The 21,411-nt window shown below is 39.7% G+C and carries 10 protein-coding genes; 8 read left to right on the forward strand and 2 right to left on the reverse strand.

What is annotated here, in order from left to right:
* Window positions 1–455: 455 nt before the first annotated feature.
* A complete protein-coding gene (locus AAG747_RS15730) occupies window positions 456–2,024 on the reverse strand; it encodes a glycoside hydrolase family 10-like protein (RefSeq protein WP_346822150.1) in 1,569 nt (522 codons plus the stop codon).
* Between the two features lie 382 nt (window positions 2,025–2,406).
* Between AAG747_RS15730 and AAG747_RS15735 the strand changes: the two genes are divergently transcribed.
* The 8 genes from AAG747_RS15735 (at window position 2,407) to AAG747_RS15770 (ending at window position 20,023) form a co-directional block, all read left to right on the forward strand.
* Entirely contained in the window at window positions 2,407–4,101 is a 1,695-nt protein-coding gene (locus AAG747_RS15735) for a PAS domain S-box protein (protein ID WP_346822151.1), read from the forward strand.
* 1,243 nt (window positions 4,102–5,344) lie between these two features.
* Entirely contained in the window at window positions 5,345–8,560 is a 3,216-nt protein-coding gene (locus AAG747_RS15740; RefSeq protein ID WP_346822152.1) for a SusC/RagA family TonB-linked outer membrane protein, read from the forward strand.
* Between the two features lie 33 nt (window positions 8,561–8,593).
* Window positions 8,594–10,216, forward strand: a complete 1,623-nt coding sequence (locus tag AAG747_RS15745; protein WP_346822153.1) for a SusD/RagB family nutrient-binding outer membrane lipoprotein — start codon at window positions 8,594–8,596, stop codon at window positions 10,214–10,216.
* 178 nt (window positions 10,217–10,394) lie between these two features.
* On the forward strand, window positions 10,395–11,063 hold the full coding sequence (locus AAG747_RS15750) for an MORN repeat-containing protein (RefSeq protein WP_346822154.1): 669 nt from the start codon (window positions 10,395–10,397) through the stop codon (window positions 11,061–11,063).
* 604 nt (window positions 11,064–11,667) lie between these two features.
* Window positions 11,668–15,015 carry a SusC/RagA family TonB-linked outer membrane protein gene (locus AAG747_RS15755; protein ID WP_346822155.1) on the forward strand — a complete coding sequence of 1,116 codons (3,348 nt, stop codon included), beginning with the start codon at window positions 11,668–11,670 and terminating at the stop codon, window positions 15,013–15,015.
* A gap of 36 nt (window positions 15,016–15,051) precedes the next feature.
* Window positions 15,052–16,629 carry a SusD/RagB family nutrient-binding outer membrane lipoprotein gene (locus tag AAG747_RS15760; RefSeq protein WP_346822156.1) on the forward strand — a complete coding sequence of 526 codons (1,578 nt, stop codon included), beginning with the start codon at window positions 15,052–15,054 and terminating at the stop codon, window positions 16,627–16,629.
* 572 nt (window positions 16,630–17,201) lie between these two features.
* On the forward strand, window positions 17,202–18,437 hold the full coding sequence (locus AAG747_RS15765) for a pyridoxal phosphate-dependent decarboxylase family protein (protein WP_346822157.1): 1,236 nt from the start codon (window positions 17,202–17,204) through the stop codon (window positions 18,435–18,437).
* Between the two features lie 431 nt (window positions 18,438–18,868).
* A complete protein-coding gene (locus tag AAG747_RS15770) occupies window positions 18,869–20,023 on the forward strand; it encodes a DUF2911 domain-containing protein (protein ID WP_346822158.1) in 1,155 nt (384 codons plus the stop codon).
* Between the two features lie 75 nt (window positions 20,024–20,098).
* On the opposite strand, the gene AAG747_RS15775 is transcribed toward AAG747_RS15770, so the two are convergent.
* Window positions 20,099–21,022, reverse strand: coding sequence for a peptidylprolyl isomerase (locus AAG747_RS15775; protein WP_346822159.1), 924 nt, complete (start codon window positions 21,020–21,022; stop codon window positions 20,099–20,101).
* Window positions 21,023–21,411: the final 389 nt, after the last annotated feature.

The following is a 21,411-nucleotide window of genomic DNA, read 5'->3' on the forward strand; positions in this document are numbered from 1 at the left end:
GTGATTTTTGCCCTTTTTGTACTTTTTGCAACAGTTCTTCTTTTTGCATACAATTTCTTGTTCTGCACTGTCTATGTGGAGCATCTCTAACAATCGCTGACTGACCACATGATAATTTGATGTATTCATGTATATTTTATTTAAACTTAATCTAAATAAGCATTGCAAATATAAGTTCTGGATTGAAAAATGAAAGTCTTTTAATTAATTTTTTTAATGTGTAAAAAAGCTATCAGGTGCTTGATTTAGTGCTGTTTGCGTAGTTTTTGGTGGAGGAATCTTTTATCTGTTAACAATTGAAAGAAATGTAAGGGCATTTTGAATGACTAAAGAGAAAGTGCGCTTTTTTGAGCCAATCAATATGTAAAAGAGGTGGATAAAGGGGCATTGTCCATTTCTGTTTATCCAAAGCAAGTACTCTCCTTGGCTTTGGTATTGCCGGTTATTATAATCTGTTAATCAGAAGAGTGATGATTAGCCAAACTGACTTCAAAAAGCCGGCTTTCATTGTTCATTCGATCCAGCGCGGTTACTACATACCTGTCCGTGTCCTGCCCTTGTTGATCGAGAAACCAACGTTGGCATCCGGGAAGGACTGCTAAGATATGCCGGGGGTGGTTGATATTAATCACTTCCTTTTCTTTAAACTTATAGATAATATACCGGTAAGGTCGCTCACCGTCTTCGGCTGGGGCAGGTTTATGCCATTTGAGTTTTATCCCGTTTTGTTTTTTTCTGGTTTTAAGTTTTTTAGGGGCCAGGGGAGGGGTATTGTCCTTCCAAGGCATTGTGGGGATTAAAGCCGGGTATTGAAAGAGGTGTTCCTGTAAAGAGTCAGAGAGGTGACCTGTATTGTGCAATACGGATTTACAACTAAACAACGCGTTGCCTTGAATGGATTGATGTAGAGTGCGGGTTAAGCGGATTTGAGCAGGGAGTTCTTCCGGGTTGTTCCAAGTGCTGTCCGCATTGTTCTGTATTTTATAGGCAGCATGTCCGGTATACACATGCCGGTTGAAGTGGTTTTGGGCCCACCACCGTGCCAGTACGCCAAAGGGAGCCTCCGGAAATTGTTGTGACCAATAGATTTGAGGGATCACATAGTCAACCCAGTGTTTTTGCAGCCATTTGCGCACATCGGCATAATTGGCATCAAAAGCGGTCACATTCGCTTCGGTGGCCGAGCCGAATTGGGGGTCTTCTTCTTTGTTGCGCCATACTCCAAAAGGGCTGATTCCCAGTTTTACATGTTTTTTCTCTTGTTGGATTGCTTCATGTAAGGCCTGTACAAACTGGTCAATATTTGCCCTGCGCCAATTGTGTAGATTTTCCGTATTTGAGGCAAATTCAGAAAAGGTATGTTTGTCTTCAAAAGGCCTTCCGGGGATGGGATAAGGGTAAAAATAGTCATCCAAATGTACGGCATCAACATTGTACTTACGGACGACTTCCGTAATTTGCTCTATGACGTATTGACGAACTTCCGGAATGCCTGGGTTTAAGTAGAGTGTACTTCCGTACGTAACAATCCATTCCGGTTTAAGGTGGGCAAGATGGTTTTCAGGTAATTCTTCCCTCGATTGTGTATAATACATGGCTCTGAAAGGGTTAAACCAAGCATGAAACTCCATTCCCCTTCGTCGGCATTCATAGATCATAAATTCTACCGGATCATAGTTGGGTCCCCGCTCCGGGTCGTTTGTAATCCATTCCGACCATGGTTCACTATTGCTGGGGTATAACGTGTTGGCCGCCGGACGCACCTGTACGATGACCGTATTGATCCCGCATTTTTTGAGATGATCCAGAATTTCAATAAACTCATTTTGCTGTTGCCGGGCACTGAGTCCTTTTTGAGAAGGCCAATCGAGGTTGGCAACCGTGCTGACCCAAACTCCCCGGAATTCTCGTTTAGGACTTGGATTTTGTGCATAAACTTTTGAAAATAAGCTATAAAGTAAGGCTAATTGCCAACAAAAAATACGCAATGCTTGTTTGTTAATTTGTTTATGAATTAGTGGCATACCGGGCTGAGTTTATCAGCAAAAGTATTAAAAATTATACACCAAAAACGAATGTAACCCTAAAGGAATGGTCAAGGTTTATTTTGTAGATCTCCATCATACTAATCATCTGTCAGCCGCTCAAGGGCCGGATGAATATTTTACGGTACAGATGGTTTGTAAGAAATCGGAGCTTCTCAATCTCCTAATTATTTTGTAACTTTTAAGTAGAAAACATCCGGCCGTTTGTGAGGCAGAACGTATCTCAAAAAAAATCCTCTTTTCCGGTTACACTTATCATATTGACATAAACTAACCTTGTGAAGGGCTTTTGCTCTTTTGCCAAAACGATTATCTAATGACTAACATTCGCTCCGCGAATTACTAAATATCGGGTTTTTGTATGATAAGAAGATTGCATAAAAAGATAAAAAATCCGGCCTTGTGGATTGCCGCACTCTATGCATTGTTTGGGATCGGTTGGGTTATTTTATCAGACTATCTGGTTTTAAGGATCTTTCCCTGGGAAGATGCCGGTACAACAATGTTGATTCAAAATGTAAAAGGAGCGTTCTTCGCCTTATTGTCTTCAGTCGTACTGTACCTGATTATTAGTTATTTTTTTAAGACAGTAAAAGCACAAGCGGTAGAGTATGAGCAATTCTTTGACAGCTTGCCGGTGATGGTTTTAATAGCAAATCACCAAGGGAAAATAACGATGGTGAACAAAACGTTTGAGTTGCTTTCAGGCTGGTCGCTTAAACACTTTACTTCAGAGGATGATTTTCTTAATGATTTTTTATACGCCTCGGACGGTGCTTTTCCCATGTCCGCAGAAAGTGAACAGCTCGGCTCGGAGTGGAGAGACTTTCAAGTCAAAACCAAAAATAATAGCCAATTAACTACTTGTTGGACCTGTGTTTGGCTGAATAAGTCCATGAAAGTGTACATTGGGCAAGATATTTCCTACAGAAGAGTAGCAGAAAAAGCTCTTTTGAAAAGTTATTGGGAGCTAGCCAATTTTAAGAAGGCCTTAAAGAACAGCGCCTTGGTGTCGGTGACAGACCGGCAAGGCAGCGTCATCGAAGTCAATCCTGCTTTCTGTAATGCCTCAGGGTACCCTAAAAATGAACTGATTGGAAAAAAGTATCAAGAGGTAAATGCCACTTGTTTTTCTGACGGTGATTGGAATACCATATGGAATACCGTTCGTTCGGGAAAACCTTGGCGGGGCGAAATCCGGAATACCACCAAATCAGGAAAGATCTATTGGTTGGATACCACTATCAATCCCATTACAGATGATAAGGGATCTATCTATCAATTCTTGTCTGTGCAATTTCCGATATCAGACAGGAAAAAATATGAAGAAGAACGCGAAATGCTCATCAAGCGTCTGATTCAAAATAATCGCGACCTGGAGGAATTCGGATTTATCATTTCGCATAATTTACGAGCCCCGGTAGCACAAATTTTAGGCTTGATCAATTTGTATCAGAATAATAACATTGAACAGAAGGAAATTGCGGAAATAACCAGTCACTTACGGTCTTCGGCAAAAAACTTAGATGCAGTGATTAAAGATTTAAACAAGGTATTAGAAGTACGCAAAGGTTTTGATATCGTAAAAGCAGTGGATTTACAACAAGTGGCTCGTTCAGCGGTAAATGCCTTGGACGAGCCTATTCGTAAGGCCGGTATCGAAATACATTTGAACTTTCAGGAAGTACGAGTCATACATTCCATCCCTGGATATATCTACAATATTATCTACAGTTTGTTATCCAATGCAATAAAATACCGGTCCGATCAACGCCCTCAAAAAATTGAAATAGCGTGTAAAAAGAAAGGAAAGTCTATTTGTTTGTCCGTGAGTGATTCGGGTTTAGGCATTGATCTGAATTTATTCAAAGACAAACTCTTTCAAATGTACCAACGCTTTCACCTTCATGTAGAAGGGAAAGGTTTGGGGTTGTTTTTAGTGAAAAATCAGGTAGATGCCTTAGGGGGAAAGATAGAGGTTCACAGCCATGTCAATGAAGGGACTACCTTTGAAGTGTACCTGCCTCTGCTACAAAAAGCGGCTTTAATGACATGAAAAGCTGTTTGAGCTCAACAGGTTGGCCGTTTTAGGTGTATTTTATTTGTTTGTTCGTTTTTTTAGAAAGAAGTGAATTAACCTTTTTCTTTTTGCTAAAAAATGTTTCAAACACGCCTCCTCTGTGTTACTTTTTTCAACAATAGCTTTGGCTATTCTCTTCAAAAAGTGCCTTCCTGGGCCGGTTTTGATACCATTTTCGGTCAAAAATGATAAGTATAAACCACTTCTGAGTCTACCTTTCTTTAATTTCATCTTGACTGTCATTGTTCATTTGTTTACTACTCGGATGTGTTGTGTAAATAGTTGAAAAAGAGTGGTATCAACTGTTTGCAAGTTTGTTTGCAGAAAGGTGCTTGTTTGTCTCTTCACTCAAGTGAAACCTGAATGTATTATGACTTTATCTGCTGTTTTATCTTTATATTGAACAACGCAATCTACCTGCTTGTAAACATTTGATAACTTATACTTGCCCTGTTGCATGTTTTAATTGATTGCTTTGAATTGCAAATTTTAGTATTTGTAATTTTTTTTAGTTTGAATTTTGTTTGTAATTATTTGAAAATCAATTAATTAAATATTTTATATTCTGTTGTAAAACCTGAATTTGTATTTTTTTTGTAAAAAAACAGCATATTCCTTGCAAGAAATTGCGGGTTTTGTTAGTTTGCATTTATAATACTCTCTTAACATTACATCAAATAGTAAACATGAAATGAATATCTACTCCAAAATTGTGTTAATTCAAAAACAACTAACTAATTCATGCAGTGAATAAATCTCTTCTGATTCACTCATTCTCTTAACATCTGCATACAAGTAACTCTTAACATCAAAAACTCTAAAACTAAATCTTGAAAGCCTATGAACGAGTTATTTTACAATCCTCTTTTACTGATGATAATCTAATTTCAACAGGTTGTCTCAGTGCACCCGACTTTCTTTATTATTTACCTACTGCCGTGTAGTATTTCTTGCTTGAAAGTAAGTCAAGTCGTGGATTTGATTGCTTAATAGTTATAGGTTGGCATTTCTCTTAACATCCTTTTGCCATTCTATTACCTACTAAAAGCAAAGCAGGTCACTATTGTCTGATTTTTACTTTGTCGGTAATAAAAAACCTTGTCAAGGGCATTGTCTTGTTTATTACTGCAAACAAGGGTGGAAGTGGATTGTCATGATAACAACGCATAGTATGGGTTTTTCGAGGTCAATTTTGTGTGTTTAACCTAAACAAAAAGCGATGAACAAGTTTTTACTAGTTTATTTATTTCTATGCACCTTTGCTGCTGGGGCTTGGGCTCAAGAACGCTCTATCCGGGGGAAAGTTACCAGTTCGGAAGATGGTGAGCCATTGCCAGGGGTGAGTATTGTCATTAAAGGGACTTCCAAAGGAACCGTTACGAACGTAAATGGTGAGTATGTGTTAGGGGTGCCGGGCTCCGAGGCAATACTTTTGTTTTCGTATGTAGGTTTCAAATCCCGGGAAGTACAAGTAGGAAATCAAAGTCAGGTAGATATAAAAATGGACTTTGATAAAACAGAGTTAAAAGAGGTGGTAATTACTGCCTTAGGGACTCAAAAAGAGAAAGATGCGATTGGCTTTGCGCAGGAAAGTATTAAAGGGGAAGATGTGGTAAAAGCTTCTGCACCCAATGTGTTGGATGTGTTGTCCGGAAAAATGGCCGGAGTAAACGTAGGATCGGCCAATGGGGTAGAAGGGGGAACTACCCGGATTACCATCAGAGGAAATAACTATTTTAACGGTAGTAACCAGCCTTTGATTATCGTAGATGGCGTACCTATCGATAATGACGGAGGAATGAGTTCGATCGGAAGTGGGAAGGATTGGGGGTCAGGAATTAATAATATCAATGCCTGGGACATTGAAGACCTTACAGTGTTGAAAGGGCCTACAGCGGCAGCATTGTACGGATCAAGAGGGAGTAATGGGGTGATTTTGATCACCACCAAGAAAGGGAAAAAGCAACCGGGAGTTGGCATCACTTATAACGTAAATCACCGGGCCATTTCAACCTACCGCTATCGTGATGTGCAGAATGTGTTTGGAGAGGGGGGAGCGAGTCTTAATCCTAACCCGCAATTGCCGGAAAATGACGAAGGGCAGAAAATCCTTCCTACGGTAAGTTTTTACGGTTCCGGTTCAAGTTGGGGGCCTAAAATGGATGGTACTCCAGTGTTGTGGTGGGATGGCAACGTCTATCCTTTTGAAGCACAACCCGATAATATCAAAGAGTTTTTTAACGAAGGACATACCACTACGCATAACATCTCTTTCTCCGGAGGAGGGGATAAGGGTTCGGTCAGGGTTTCGCTCACCAGAATGGATCATCAATCGGTGGTGCCTAATAGTGATGCCCAACAAACAACCATCAATTTGGGTTCCTCTCTGAAGGTTTCCGACCGGATCCGGACGGATGTTTCGGTGTCATATATGGATTATGACAGGCATAACTCTCCGATGATGGGGGACAATGAAAATTCTATTGGTAAAAACGTATCCTACAACTGGGGAAGAAGCTACCGGGTGGATATTGAAAAGAATAATTACAAAACGGCCGATGGATTTAAAAACTTCGATGCGGTTCCTTCCGGAGGCGGTAGGGGAAGAACGGGGGATTTCTGGTGGAGAATTTATGAACACAACGATAATCACAATAGAAAAAGATTATTGGGTTCTATTACTTTAACAGGAGAGTTAACGGACTGGTTGGAAGCCACTGCCAGAGTCGGGATTGATAATTCCAATACGGACAATGTACATAAAGAAAGTCCTTGGACAGACACCGGATTGCAAAATCTGTACTATTCAAGGAATTTGGGTAAAACCAGTATCCAAAACCACGAAGCCTTTATTACTGCCAAAAAGAATGATCTTTTGCCAAACCTGACAGCTTCAATGACCTTGGGAGGAACCTATTATAAAGAACATCGCTATGGGTTTGGTGCCCGAAACAAAGGAGGAGGCAATGTGGCAATTCCTTTCACTTATACTTTCCGGAATTATAAAGGAGATCCCAATACGAATCAAGTGCCGGACGAAAGCTTTTACGATAAAGAAGTACAGTCGGTATGGGGGTATGTGGATCTGAGTTATAAAGGATGGTTAAATTTACAAGTGACCGGAAGGAACGATTGGTCTTCGGCATTGCCTTTGGACAATAACTCCTACTTTTACCCTTCGGCATCTGCTACTTTCATCCCTACGGAAGCGTTTGACATAGGTTTGCCTTGGCTAAACAAAGCCCTTTTAAGAGCGGCTTTCTCTGCTACAGCACATGATACGAACCCTTACAATGTGTATCTGACGTATAGCCCCGGGAATTGGAATGGACAACCTACCTCTTCGTTGCCTAACACCGTACCTCCTAAAAGCTTGGAACCTCAACGCGTAAATTCCTATGAGTTTGGTACGAACTTAAACCTGTTTGATAACCGGGTGAATATTGATTTTGCATATTACTACATCTTAGCCCAACAACAGATTGTCGATTCTCCTTTGCCCAAGTCTAGCGGAGCCAATTACTTAAGGATCAATACCGGGGAAATCGAAAATAGAGGATGGGAATTATTGGTAAATGTGGTGCCTGTGAGAACCCAAAATTTTTCTTGGGACTTGACTTTCAACATGAATCGTAACCGCAACTTTGTGAAAGCTCTTTCCGGAGATGCAACGTCTATTGAACTGGGAAATATTTGGGGCGTATGGGGCCCTGCCGTTGTCGTGAAAGAAGGAGAGCAATTCGGTACCATTGTCGGTTGGGACCATCTCTATCATGAAGAAACCGGACAACCGATCATTAATGACTCCGGTACTTGGTACGAACTGACGGATCAGAGAGTAACGGTGGGGAATGCGTCACCGGATTGGACCGGTGGTTTGACAAACACACTGACCTTTAAAAACTTCACATTAAATGCTCATTTTGATGTCAAAATGGGAGGCGATACCTATTTCGGTTCTTATGTGACCGGTGTTACCTTCGGACAAAGCCCGGAAACACTTACCGAACGCCTTGGAGGGGGCTTGCCCCTGGAGTATGAAGGAGAAACGTACAATGTCGGGGTCATTAAACCGGGAGTGTATGCCGATGGGACGGCAAATGATAAAGTGGTGAATTCGGTGTACAAGTATTTAGATTATGGAGGTTGGGGGCCAAACTTAACACATCCCGGTATTTATGAAAACTCATGGGTGAGCTTCCGCGAGTTGAGCTTGTACTACAACTTCTCTCCTGAACTTTTGAGCAAAACAAAATTCATTCAAGGCCTGACGGTAGGAGTATTTGGAAGAAACTTAGGGTATTTGTACGATACCGCTCCTGATAATATCAACCCCCAAGGAACCAACAGTTCCGGAAATGCAGCGGGTGCTTTCGAATGGGGAGCCATGCCTGCTCAACGTTCCTATGGGTTTAATGTTAAAGTAAGTTTCTAAGCTTATCACATTTTGGAATTTAAAGATAATACTATGATGAAATTTAGTTCATACATATATAAAATGCTGCTTGGAGTTGTCCTTCTGGTTTCAGCTTCATGTACGGATGGGTTTGAGGAGCTGAACCGCGACCCTAAAAATCCAACCCTCACTTCGCCCGGGGTGTTGTTTAACGGAGTATTGTCAAAATTGGAAGTGACAGGAGATGAACGCTATTATTTACATCATGACTTTTCCTTCATTGCTTCTCAACTGTTAACCCAGACTTTTGAAGCCGATGCGTTTTCCCGGAATGCCTATGCCCGGGGGGTAACCTCTATTTGGGGGACGTATTTTGATATGTTGAAAAATGTTCGTGAGATAGAAAGCTTGCTGGAAGAGTCAAATCTTGAAGATGCAGTGAAAAACAACCGGTTAGCGCTGTTGAAAATTACGGCTGCTTATCGCTCTTTTGTCATGGCGGATCATTTTGGAGGCTTTCCCTATTTTAAGGCGGGAATGGGTTTTGACAGAAATGCCCCCAATTATAGACCGGTATATGATTCGCAGGAAAGCATTTATAAAAGCTTATTGGACGATTTGAAATGGGCTGTGGAAAACATCGATGAGAATGTCGAAGCATATGGCTCCCAGGAAACACTGTTTGGCAATGATTTTACAAAGTGGAAAAAGTGGGCAAATTCAATGCGTTTAAAATATGCCTTACGCATGTATGAAAAAGACAATGCAACAGCCAGTACTCATATAAAGGAGGTAATGGATGGTGGCTTGCCTGTATTGGAAGAAGGGGAAGATGTTGTGTTGACCTTACAGTCTGTCGGATGGCCGGACAAAAACAGCTGGTCTTGGCGAGAACACGGTTCACTGAGAATGGGAACAAATATATGGCATAAGTTGTCCGATACGGATGATGTGGACGGTAGTGGAATATTTGATCCCCGTACCAAAATTTGGTTTGAACCCAATCAAGACGATGAATGGATCCCTCTTCCGCAGGCATATGGAAATATACGGGAGGACTTGGAAACCGGAAATAATCCGTATCATACTCGCAGAAGAAGTGACTATTTTGACCGGGGACATAATTTTACCGCAGTTAATTTTTGGTTGGTAGAAGACAGTGAATATTTTCCGGAAATCCTGACGTTGGCATCGGATATCTACTTTGTAAAAGCCGAAATCTATGCCCGGAATATTGTCAGTGGAGGAATGAGTGAGGCAAAAAAAGCCTATGAAGCGGGGATCAAAGCTTCCATGAACTATTGGTTTAACGTAGCGGACAATATAGAAAACTGGCAAACCTTTGGGACGGGCAACCCGACTTATGCACCTCCTTCCATGCCCGATGCCACTGAAATGGACGCGTTTTTAAATCACCCCAAAGTTATGTGGGCGGATGCCAATGCCTTAGACTTAATCTACACCCAAAGATGGTTGAATTATATGTTTCAACCTTGGGATGCTTGGAGCTTGAAAAGAAGAACCGATGCGACACCTGCTGAAGAACTAGGAGAGGGAGGCGAGCGCTTTGTTTCTACCATGCGCTTTCCGTTTCCTCAAGACGAAAAAGACAACAACAATGAAAATTGGTCTAGTTATGCTAATTCAATCGGAGGAGATGAGCCTTCCGTGCCGGTTTGGTGGGATGTAAATTAAAAAAGATTGAAAATTACTATTCTACTTGACAAGTAGAAATCTGCTCAGATCGAAGAGCTCTTTTGGAGCTCTTTGATTTTTTATAATTAAAAGGCCTGTTGAGTATGTGTAGGTTCACAAAATGACTTATGAAACAAATCAACGTACCGACTATAACAATTCATAAAATCTTGTTACAATGAAATTTCGAATACAATTATTTGGATTATGCATGTTTCTCTTTGCATGTTCTGCTGTAAAAGCACAAAATTCCTGCAAAGTATTACTGGAGCCCATTGCTCAGCGCTACGAGGGAGAGTGCAAAAAGCAATTAGCCCATGGAAAAGGCAAAGCAACAGGAGTGGATGTTTATGAAGGAGAATTTAAAAAAGGGTTGCCGCATGGAGCAGGAGTTTATACTTGGAATAATGGAAATATTTTTGAAGGAGAATGGAAAAAAGGAGAAAAAGATGGAGAGGGAAAGTTGGTGTTTAAGCTCAAGAATGCCTCTGATAGTGTGCTTGTTGGCTATTGGAGCGGAGATGAATATATAGGTAAAAATAAATATCCTTACCAAGTACATTATAAGCCTTCAAAAGTCACAAGTGTGCAGTTTTCCCGGAAATCCGGAGAAAAAGAAGAGATTCGTGTCTATTTGAATAAAAAAAATACCATGGTAAGCCGGCCTTCGGTAGAGCTGGAGGATATCAGTGGCTATCATGGTCAGGTGATTTCCTTTAGTACTTATGCAAAAGTACAGGGGGTAAAGTTTCCTTACCGGGGATACCTGAAGTTTCAAGGTCAAAGAGTAGAGTTTGAAATTTCCCAACCAGGGATATGGGATGTCACTGTGAATTTTGTTGAATAACTTCTCTCGCTTCTCCTCTTTTTATATAAGCTGTATATTTTATCAATTGATTGGCATAATTTCTACTTAGCTCTCATGCTTTATGAGGGCTTTTTTGTGTCATTATCAGAAGGTTACTGTGCACGTTTTGCTGTTGATAGATGAAGGTTTTGATTCGTTTTTATCGGTATTTGCATGGGTTGAAACCCGTGTTTGGAAGTTAAACCAGCATATATTAATGCGGGTTTTACTAAAAAATGACGGTATTTTTCTGTGTTGTTGTAATAATTCTTGATTTTTTAAGAAAAAAGCCATAAAACATAATGTTTATTTAATATTTCGTGCATGTTTAATTAAAAAAAACGCAAAAGTATTGCAAGAATCTGCTTGTTTTAGTAGCATTGTGCCAACAAAAAGAGTTGTTGACCAATTAACATTTAACTGATACAAAGTTTAAGATTGAACAAAAAACACTTTAGTGTAACTTGAATTAGCTTACAACTGACGCTCTTTTAATTAACTCCTTACAATTTTATGCCTGATAACTTCTTCATTCCAAGTGTATTGGTATGCATGGATAGTTATTGCCTTTTATCTAAACCATTACTTAATTTTTAACAAACGTATGAGCAGATTTTTACTTGTTTTTGGGTGCTTATGTGCGGTATTTTCCAGCGCATGGGCACAAAGCCGCACTGTAACCGGTACGGTGACAGGCGCGGAGGACAATGGTCCGTTGCCGGGTGTAAGTATTTTAGTCAAGGGAACGACTAAAGGAACGGTTTCGGATGTGGATGGTAATTATTCCCTTTCCATACCTGAAAGTGATGCGATCTTGGTTTTTTCTTATGTAGGATTTAAAGCGCAAGAAGTAGCAGTAGGTTCACAGTCTCAAATAGATGTAGCATTAGAGTATGAGCAAACGGAACTGAATGAGGTAGTTGTAACTGCATTAGGTATTCAACGAGAGGAGAAATCCCTGGGGTATGCCGTGACCTCTGTTAGTGCCAAAGATTTAGTAACCACAGGAAGTACAAACTTTGGTTCTGCCTTGTATGGTAAAGCTGCTGGTGTTAAAATCTCTACGGCACCAGGTGGGGCTACCAGTGCGGTAAACGTACAGATTAGGGGGGTGAATTCTCTGAACTACAATACCCAGCCTCTATATGTAGTTGATGGAGTGCAGATTAGGAATTCAGGGCAGTCAGGATCAGGCGGAATTAATAATGGAGGATATTGGAACGATCAAAAAATTAGAGGAAATGGACTTTTGGATATCAATCCGGAAGATATTGAGTCTCTTACAGTATTGAAGGGGGCTAGTGCTACCGCTTTGTATGGTTCTGAAGCGGCTAATGGTGTAATTGTAATTACCACCAAAAAGGGAACAAAACAGAAAGGTCTTGGAGTGGATGTAAATTATACTCATACTATTGAAGAGGTTGCGTTTACTCCAAAATATCAAAATGTATATGGTCCTGGGTATGATAGAGAAACGAACTTTCTTGTAGGTGCGGATGAAGATGGCTGGATTCATTATGATAGTAATGGTGATGGAGTGAATGATGCAAAAAGACCGAACTACAGAGCTTATGGCCAATTTGGTCCTAAAATGGACGGGCAAACGGTAGAATGGTGGGATGGCTCTATGAGGAGTTATTCAGCTCAACCGGATAATTTTAAAGAATTGTTTGAAAAAGGGCATAGCTCTACCTTAAATGCAGCAATTTCAAATCAGTCTGAGAAAGGAGCTTTCAGGTTGTCTTATACTCGTACCGATTATAAAGCCATTCAACGGAATAGTAATCAGCAAAAGAATATATTTAACTTAAATAGTACACTGAAGTTAAATAAAAAATTAAGTGTTGATCTAGTAGCGAGTTACATAAATACTGAAATTCACAATCGTCCGGAATTGATTAATAGAGTTGTAGGTAACTATGACGGTTTTTTCAGTAGAGCAGATGATATGTCGGTGTATCTGGATAAATACCAAACTTCTGAAGGGTATAAATATGTTCCCTACAACTTAAATGTGAGAAATCCGGAAGAAGCTTTGAAACATAATATCCGTGCAGGCTCTCTGATGGATTATATGTGGAGAAATTTTAAAAACTCAGAGGATGAGCTTCAAAATCGTTTAATTTCCAGTATGACAATTAACTATGATATTAATAGTAATTTGAAACTCAGAGGGCGTATTGGAAATGATTTTACCAGTACTTCGATTGAAAAGAAAGAGTATAATGAATATTCATCTGCTTTTAACCAACCTACATCAAGTACAGGAAGTTATAATATGGCTGAAGGGCGGTATTCAATTGTTTATGGGGATGCATTGTTAACCTATTCAAAAGAAATTAATTCTGATATAAAAGCTTCAGTAAGTGGAGGCTTACAAGGTAGACATGAAAAATATTTGGACCAATCTACAGGTACTAGATCTGGTTTAGTGCTTGAAAATTGGTTTAGTATAAATAACTCCTTTAATGCAACTTTGGATGCTAAAGTAAACCGGGGTGAATTGATTAAATACGCTTACCTTGGGATCGCTAATTTTAGTTTTAGAGATTATTTATTCATCGAAGGTACTGTAAGACAAGAATACTCTTCTTCTTTACCAGCTAAAAATAATAGCTATTTCTACCCATCGGTTAATGCTGGTTTTGTCTTTACTGAAGCCTTCACCATGCCCACATTTATGGATTATGGTAAACTTAGAGCTTCATATGGTATCGTAGGTAACTCTCCTCAAAGGTACTTAGCGAATATTGCTTATTCACAAAGTGTATTGCAAACAAGTACCAACGGTTCTGTGCCAAGTTTATCTGCGGATACAAACTATGGAAATGAGGATATTTCTCCAGAACAAAAGTTCGAAACAGAATTTGGTCTTGAGTTAAGTATGTTAAATAGCCGCTTAGGACTTGATGTGACTTACTATTTTAGCCGAGTTGAAGATCAACTGCTTCAAGCGAATTTAGCTCCAAGTACAGGTGCGACTTCAAGATTGTATAACGTAGGTGAACTAAGATCAAAAGGTATTGAGGTGGCAATAAATTCTACTCCAGTAATGGGGACTGTAAGATGGGATGCACGGTTTAATTTTGCTATCAATAGAACAAAAGTACATAAACTTGCTGAAGGTATTCCTGAGCTAGTCGCTAGAGATCTTGATGGAGGTGCTGTACAGGTAAAAGCTGATGAAGGCGATTTGTTAGGGAATATTTATGTTCATCCCCGGGCTACAGATGAAGATGGAAACTATATCATAGGTGAGAATGGCTTATATGTCATTGACCAACAGTCTTATGTGAAAGCAGGTAATGTGCAACCTAAGGTTATCGGTGGGTTTGCCAATACGGTAAGTTACAAAGGCTTTTCCCTGGATATGATGATTGACTATCGTCTTGGAGGGCAGATTGTGTCAACTCCTTTGTTATATGGTAAAAATGCTGGTATGTATGAGAATACACTAGCTTTTAGGGATGAAGCCAATGGTGGATTACCTTATTATATTGATGCCAATAATGGGAATAAAAAAGTATTGTTATCAAACCACAATGAAGCAGCGCCCGATGGAAGTAGAGTGTACCATAATGGGATGGTCCTGAATGGAGTGACCGCTGATGGGAAGAAAAATACTACGGTGGTTGATGCGCCTGCATACTATATGAATTCTTATGGTTGGTCATCAGGTTGGTACGAAGACGGTGCCGTTTATGACAATAGTTTTGTGAAGTTGCGAGAAGTTGCGTTGACTTATCACCTTCCAAAAGATTTTGTTCAAAAAATTAAACTGCAACGGCTAAGTGTTTCTTTAATTGGTAGAAACCTCTTCTATATTTATAGAACTTTGGATAACCTTGACCCTGAAGCTCCTGTGGGTTCACACTGGTCTAGTCAGGGTATTGATGAAGGTTCTACTGCGGCTAACCGTAGTTATGGATTTTCCTTGCGAGCAAGTTTCTAAGCTTCATATTGTAAGAGATAAAAATATTATAGCATAATGAAAAATATTCAAGTAAAAGTATTATGTGCTGTGATCATAGCTATGGTCTTCGGTGCATGTGAAAGTAAACTTGAGGATAAATACCTTAATCCTGAAAAAACGGATAAGACCTCAGTTGGGGCTTTCTTTACAAAAATGTTGGATAATAAGCGGGTAAGATCGGAGTATTGGGTATACCGTACTGTTTTTTTATCACATCAGACTATTTATACGCAATCCGCAAGCTATGTAAATGGCTTAAAATTGTATCAGCAAAAACAGTCTTATACTGATACTCACTGGAATGACTTTTATACTCCTAGTGGTGCCGGGTTGATTGCGCATTTTCGCGAAATAGAGAAGATGTTTGCAGATATGTCTGAGGATGAACAACAATTATGGGAAGTATACAGACAAGCTGCAAAAGTAGCTTTATATGATCAGACAGCTCAAATGGTTGATTTATGGGGGGATATTCCATTTTATGAAGCAGGTAGATTGAATGCGACAGATACGGATATCACTCCTCCAAAGTTTGATGATGCTGCGACTATCTACTCTGATATTATTAAAGGTTTGGAGAGTGTATCGGATTACTTTGAAAATGCTTCTCTTGACCCTGAAGTGCAGTCATCTTTTAGTAAGCAAGATATACTTCTTGGAGGAGATATCGATTTATGGAGGCGTTATACAAACTCGTTATTGTTACGTCTGTTAATGAGGGTTTCTTTTGTGGACGAAAACATGGCTAAAGCAAAGGCCTTGGAAATATTAAATAACCAAGCAGAATACCCATTGCTCGGGGAAGAGCAAAATGTTTTACTTCATCCTTTAGATACGTATACCGAGAGTCTTCAGAAAGCGTTGTATGAAGGAAGTAATCATATTGCTACAGAGTATATGTTAGATGGCTTGATGAAGCCTGCGAGTGATCCTCGTATTCCAGTATTTTATGATAAGGGGGTGGATGAAAGCGGAACTCCTAATGATGATTATTATAGTATGTCTTTGGCGATTCCATCTTCAGAACAAGAGAAAATCATTAAAACAAGAAAACATGCGATTTTAGATTCGGCTACTTTTGTCCAAAATAACCGCTTGCCGGGTGTTGTCATGACTGCCGCAGAAGTTTCTTTCTTGAAAGCTGAAGCGTTTGAACGTTGGGGAAGTTCGGCAGATGCTGAAACAGCTTTTAAAGAAGGGTTGGAAAGGTCTGTGAGTTTTTATTATTACTTAAATAGCACTAGCAATGTAGAGAAAGATCCGATAGAACTCCCTACCGACGGAGAGATGGATGCCTTCTTAACTTCGCCTGCCGTAGCTTATGCGGGTACGTCAGAAGAAAAGCTTGCGAAGATATGGACACAAAAGTGGTTACATTTTGCCTTCTTGCAACCCAATCAAAGTTGGGCAGAATTGAGAAGAACAAAACATCCTGAATTAACTTTTATTGAGGATGTAAGTACTCCTGAAGCTTCATTGCCACCCGCTCGTTTTTTATATCCAAGTACGGAAAGACTCTATAATGCGGAGAATTATCAGAAAGTAGCAGAAAAAGATTTGACTACTACTAAGATTTTCTGGGATGTTAAATAATGTTTGCATTATTTAAACAGAATGAATTACTAAAAAAGCCAGCTTCCGGTACCGGAAGCTGGCTTTTTTTATTGCTCTTTGCTTGCTACCATCCCATCCTGCCTGAATTCCTGAAAAGCTATGCGTTTTTGATGGTTTCTGTTGCGATTTCCGAATGAATGCTTTTGAATAAAAATGGACTTATTTCCTGTGGAAATAGAAATTTTAGGCGAAATAGACTTGTTTGGCTTGTTTTCTGGTAAGAAATTTGATTGCATAGGTAAATAAAAATCTTGCAATCCTCTTGCAGGATTGTGCTTGCTTTGCTACTATTGCATAGTATTCCCGCATAGCTGGATGGAATGAAGGTGAAGAACAGAGAGGGAAGTGCCAACACAGTGAATTACTTATTACTATATACATTATTTAAGGCTAATCCCGTTTGGGGTTAGCCTTTCTTATTACCGGATTTATCCTCTGCTTATTTACCTTTGTAGGGTTTGGAAAATATACAAATACGGTGGGTTGCATTCAGTACTCCCGTATTGGAATTTGATCATCCATGTTGAACTCAATACAAATTAAATAAACACATGAAATATTGGAGAAAATTAACGCATAAACAAATTTGTGACCGGGTGTTCGGAGCCTTGGATAAAAACGTGAATTTCCGTACACAAGGTGGAATCGGTGTGCCGGCTTCTTACTTAGACACTAATGTGTTTTATGACAACGCTTCCTTTTTAAAGGACGCACCCTTTCTGAAAACCTTGATCGAAAACCCCAACCATATCGGTTGCCATACCTTAGGCGATTCGGAAGCATTTTTTGCCGGAACCCAAGAGATCGAAAAAGAGTTGATCAAACTTTGTGCAGAGGATCTCTTAAAAGGAGAGCCGGGAGCTCAGGACGGATATGTGGCTACCGGAGGAACCGAGGCGAATATTCAGGCCGCCTGGATTTACCGGAATTTTTTCATGAAAGAGTACGGGGCTAAGATTTCTGAGATTGGTATCTTGTCTTCGGAAGACTCGCATTATTCCGTTCCTAAAGGGGCTAATTTATTGAATATTAAGTGGTATCAGGCAGAAGTGGATTTTGCTACCCGTCAACTAAACAAGCAAGCGTTACAGTCTCTCTTGGAAGGAGCGAAAGCTAATGGAGTAAAATATATGATTGTTGTGGCGAATATGGCAACCACCATGTTTGGCTCGGTGGATAACCTGGACATATATGTGGAAGCGCTGGAAGCGGCAGGATTGTCTTACAAAATACACGTAGACGGAGCTTTCGGTGGGTTTATTTATCCGGTAAGCAACCCGAATAATCCTTTGAGCTTTCAAAACAAGCATATTACTTCTTTTACGATGGATGCCCATAAAATGGCTCAGGCGCCATATGGTACGGGTATTTTCCTGATCAGGAAAGATTATATACATTATGTGTATACTCAGGAGGCGCAGTATGTATCGGGTTTGGATATTACTCTTTGTGGTAGTCGTTCCGGAGCGAATGCGGTTTCTGTTTGGATGATATTGATGACCTATGGCCCCTTCGGCTGGCTGGAGAAAATCAATAAACTCTTGTACCGTACTTCATGGCTTTGTGAAAAACTGGATGAGTTGGGGATAACTTATTACCGGGATCCTTATATGAACATTGTTACGATTTTGTCAGAACAAGTGCCGGATGAGATTGCTCACGAATTTGGCCTTGTTCCGGATTCCCACTCAGAGCAGAAGCAATGGTATAAAGTTGTGATTATGGATCATGTGGAACTGGATGCATTGGATAATTTTACTCAAACGATGGCCAGGATTAATAAGTAAAGAAAAGCCGGTTGAACCCGACGTAAAGTTCGGTTAGGAGCGAGGGTCGGATTCTCAATCAAATTCAATAAAACCTTAGTGAATTACAACTCCCGCCTGTTTGGTATCAAAAACTCCGGGAGTTGTCTCTTTTTTTCTCATTTTTTTTGATAGTAAATAGTATTTTAAAAAGTTTTCTACGAATTTATATTTGTTGAAAGTGGAGGTTTTGATTTGCGAGAAATATTTGGTATCAGCTAGCTGGTTTAGGATTCATTGCTTCTGGTAAAGACCCTTCCTTATTGTAGTTTGTTTGAATATTGATTTTGGAAAAAGTCAACAAATAGTAATATTCGGGGAATCTTGAATGGTAGTTTGTGAGAGGGTTTATTTTCTTGTTAAAAATTGCTAACTAGTAGAGAGTTTCAATTTTTACTCAAAAAAAGAAAACCATGAAACGAACAACTATGTGTAAGTTTATAAGTATTTCCATTTGTGCTTTTCTCTTCTATGCAGCCTCCTATGCGCAAAGTATTACTCTGCCACCTAGTGGGGAGAACCAAAAGGCCAGTGTGACGCAATGGATGGGCTTGGTGAAAATGAACATTACCTATAACAGCCCGGATGTGACGGCTTCTAATGGAGAGGACCGTACAGGGAAGATATGGGGGCAACTGGTGCCCTATGGTTTTGCAAACCTGGGGTTTGGGATGAGTAGTGAGGAAAATCCTTCCCCTTGGAGAGCCGGGGCGAATGAAAATACCACAGTGTATTTTTCTCATGACGTGGAGATTGAAGGAAAACCGCTGAAAGCAGGTAAGTACGCACTGTTTATGGCGCCTGGTGAAGAAGAGTGGACATTGATCTTTTCTAAAAATCATAGCTCTTGGGGGAGTTATTTTTACAATCCCGAAGAAGACGCCCTACGGGTAACTGTAAAACCTAAAGAAGTAGAATTTTCCGAATGGCTTACATATGAATTCGTGGACCGTGGATTGGACCACTGTGTGGCCGCATTAAAATGGGAAAACAAAATGGTGCCGTTTGAGGTGAATGTTCCTAATATTAATGAACTATACCTTGGTCAGATACGGGATGAATTGCGTTCGTCTTCAGGGTTTAACTGGATGGCCTGGAATCAGGCGGCTAATTTTTGCCTGCAACACGATATTAATTTGAAAGAGGGCTTGAGCTGGATTGACAATGCCATTAATGCTCCTTACTTCGGACAAGAAAATTTTGCGAATTACAATGTGAAATCTCAGCTTTTGAGCAAATTAGGTAAAGAGCAAGAAGCTGAAATCGTTATGAATAAAGCCATTAGTCACCCTACTGCTACGGTTTTTCAAATCCATCAGTATGGAAGACAGCTTCTCAATGAAGGCAAAGGTGATAAAGCCTTGGCAGTATTTGAACTTAATGCGAAACGGCATCCTGATACTTGGCCGGTGAATATGGGTTTGGCCCGAGGGTATTCCGCTTTGGGACAGTACAAAAAAGCCTTAAAACACGCTCAAATGGCTTACGAAAAAGCCCCTGATGAACTGAACAAACAAACGTTGCAAGGCGCAATTGATAAATTGAAACAAAATCAGGATTTTAATTAATATAAACTGAGAGAAATAAGCCAAGGCCTTGTTTATTCCAATAAACAAGGCCTTGGCTTATTTTAAAGTATATATCTATTTCGTATATACCTCTCCGTATTTTTGAATAATCTCTTTTCTGGGTACTTTTTCAAAACTGACTTTAAAACGTATATCTTCCTTGGGCCGGTTGTAGTCATCGGTAGGAAGGGTTGCTATTTGATCAATTATCTCAAGGCCTTCCACTACTTTTCCAAACACCGTGTACTCCTGGTCCAGACTGGGAAATCCTCCTTTTTGCGTATATAAAGAAATTTCTTTTTCTGAGAGTGGTTTGTCCAGTTCAATTTTATAAATATTCTCAATTGTATCCTTCAAGTTCAAGATCATTTCTTCAAGGGCTTTTTGATCGTTTTGAAGCTGAAGTTCCAAGTAAGAGTTTTTAAGGTCATAAAATTGGTCCCGGTCGATCAATTGGATGAAGTATTTATATAAATTGTTGAAGTCGACTCTTGCGGTTTTGAGCTCTTCTTCATTGAACTTTTTTCCTTGCACAATAAAGAACTGACTGCCGTTAGATTCCTTTTCGGGGTTTTGAGCATCGCCTAAACGGGCGGCAGATAAGGCGCCTTTCTCATGAAATAACATCGAATGAAACTCTGCAGGAACCGTGTATCCGGGGTTGCCTCTGCCCAGTCGCTCTCCGGTTTCTGCTTCTTTGGATTCGGGGTCACCTCCCTGAATCATAAAGCTTTCGATTACCCTGTGAAAAAGTAAATCATCGTAAAAGCCTTCCTGCGCCAATTTTAAGAAATTGGCTTTGTGCTTTGGGGTTTCGTCAAACAGGATGACTTTCATGCTGCCTTTACTGGTTTGGATGGTGACCAGGTAGTCGGAGGCACTATTCGGATCTATGATGATTTCTTCTGTGGAAGTATTGGCTTTTTCCTGCTGCTTATTACAAGCGGTGAAGCATACAAAGCAAAAAAGGAGTATCCCTGTATAATTGAATTGGATCATGAGGTCAGTGTTTTATTTCTCTGTTAGTTGATGAATGTACTAAACAAGTTCAGGTAGTGAAAACTTTGTTGTCTTACAGACTGCAATATTATGAAATTTTGATTTGAATAGAGGGGGGAATCTTACAATGGGCTTCTTCTTTTTTGAGGTATTGTGTTAGTGTAATTTTTTTGTGTTAAATATATAAAAAATAGTAATTATTAAATATTTGATAAGGTTTTAACTTGTAATTTAATGACTTTACTCAAAGGGGATTTGTTTGTAAACTATTGGTTTATAGTTATTTGTAATTTTATAACTGTATGTAATAGTGTGAAAAGTCATTTTTGTAATAAATTAAAAGTAAATGATTTTTTTATTTAATGTTAATATAAGTGAAGTGATTTGCC

The organism is Rapidithrix thailandica, from assembly GCF_039710355.1.
Lineage (GTDB): Bacteria > Bacteroidota > Bacteroidia > Cytophagales > Flammeovirgaceae > Rapidithrix > Rapidithrix thailandica.